The organism is Bacillus sp. C30, assembly GCF_040838255.1.
Classification (GTDB): domain Bacteria; phylum Bacillota; class Bacilli; order Bacillales; family Bacillaceae_G; genus Bacillus_A; species Bacillus_A mycoides.
The window spans coordinates 1-1,887 of sequence record NZ_JBFPJH010000504.1 but is presented as its reverse complement, the minus strand read 5'-3'; the positions used below and the strand labels follow the sequence as shown (position 1 = coordinate 1,887).

The following is a 1,887-nucleotide window of genomic DNA, read 5'->3' as shown; positions in this document are numbered from 1 at the left end:
ATTTTATTACATCGTAAAATAATTAATAATGCCATCCACAATTCCTTTTTGCGATTTTGCTTGGAATTCTTCTGAATTCATTCTTTTTTCATCACTCGCATTAGATGTAAACCCTAATTCTATTAGGATAGCCGGAGAAGAATTTTCTCGTAAGACAAGAAAATCACTGCCATGAACACCTCGATCTCGGCTGTCTATATTTTGATCAAAAATAGCTTCTTGTACGATCTTAGCTAATTTTTTATCTTTCCTTTTATTAGATCCATAATGAGTTGTTATTCCTTTTACATTTGTATCCTCAAAAGCATCATGATGAATGCTAATATAAAGATCCGCCGCATGTTCTTTCACTACTTTGACACGCGCTTGCAATTCTTCCTTTTGTTTTGTTTCTGAAAGTAAACTCGCATCTTTTTCACGCGTCAATATAACTTTTGCATCCGTTCTTTCTTCTAATTCTTTCTTTATATTTTGTGCTACTTTTAAATTAAGCTCTTTTTCAATCGTTCCAAATTTCTTTCCTTTCGTCCCTCTATCTCCTCCACCATGCCCTGGATCAATTACAATTGTTTTTCCTCTTAATCGTAAATCCTCTTGTGATATATTTTTATGCCCCTTAGCATGTATGAAACTAACTCCTGTGCCCATTATTAATATTATAAATAAAAGCAATGTCACTCTTTTTTTTATTTTAACAATCTCCTTATCAGCTTTTCATTCCCTTTCTAATGAAGATATTAATGAATGCTGATAAAGATAAAATGCAGATAATGTCGATTTTGTTTAAAAATGATAAAAACGTGTAGAATGAAAATTCTACACGTTTTGATTTAAGTAGAAGAAAAATAACACTCCATCTTCTGTATTCGAAACACCATATTCCGCACCATGCAGCTCTAATATATTTTTTGAAATAGCAAGGCCCAATCCTGTTCCACCTTTGGAGCGTTGACGAGACGTATCTCCTCGATAAAAACGATCCCATATTTTCTCTAAATGTTCTAGTTCAATATGTGCTCCTTTATTTTCTACACATACTTTTACACGTTCATTCTCTTCTATTGTAGAAATAATAATATTCTCCTGTTCTGGTGTGTAACGAATCGCATTCGTAATAAAGTTAGTCACCACCTGCTCTATTCGATGTGGATTTGCAACTACCTCAATTTTAGAAAGTTGTTTATGCACATGTAATTGCTTAGCTGTTATATCCGAAGCTAATTGCTCACATATATAATCAATCATCTCATCAATATGGAAAACATCCATTTCCATTTTATACGTACCAGACTCGAATTTTGCTAACTCGAGCATATCAATAATGAGCATATCCATTTTATCTACTTCTTTTGACATTGCTTTAAAGTAATACTCCTTTTTATTACTAGCAACCCCATCCTCCAAAATTGAAATACAGCTCTTCATAATACTTAAAGGCGTTTTTAACTCATGTGAAACACCAGCGATAAATTCTTTGCGTGTATTTTCTAATTGCTTTTCTTTTTCTATATCTTGCTGCAATTGATGAATATACGAATGCAAAGCTTTAGAAAGTGTATTAATATTTTGTGATAAATCACCTATTTCATCCTTTGTAGTAATAGGTATCGTCTCAGAGAAATCTAAACCCGCGATTTTTTTTGTAGTATCATTTATTTGTAATAATGGCTTGGCGATTTTTTTTGAGTAATAGAACGATATTAAAACAATTAAAATCAATACAAAGATAATTAAATATACATAATAATCCTTTATCATTTGTACCGCTTCATCAACTGGTTGCAATGATGTCATAGCAAATATATAGTTTATCTTACCCTCTGCGTCTTTTGTCGGCTTGATTAATAGTTTATATTTAATATCATTTTCTTCGTAATCCATTATTTC

The 1,887-nt window shown here is 31.7% G+C and carries 2 protein-coding genes; both read right to left on the bottom strand.

The window, feature by feature from the left end; genetic code table 11:
* Positions 1-6 precede the first annotated feature (6 nt).
* Positions 7-690, bottom strand: coding sequence for an N-acetylmuramoyl-L-alanine amidase family protein (locus AB3X49_RS22275; RefSeq protein WP_002142388.1), 684 nt, complete (start codon positions 688-690; stop codon positions 7-9).
* Positions 691-816: 126 nt separating this feature from the next.
* On the bottom strand, positions 817-1,887 hold a 1,071-nt coding region (locus AB3X49_RS22270; RefSeq protein ID WP_367964786.1), incomplete at its 5' end, for a sensor histidine kinase.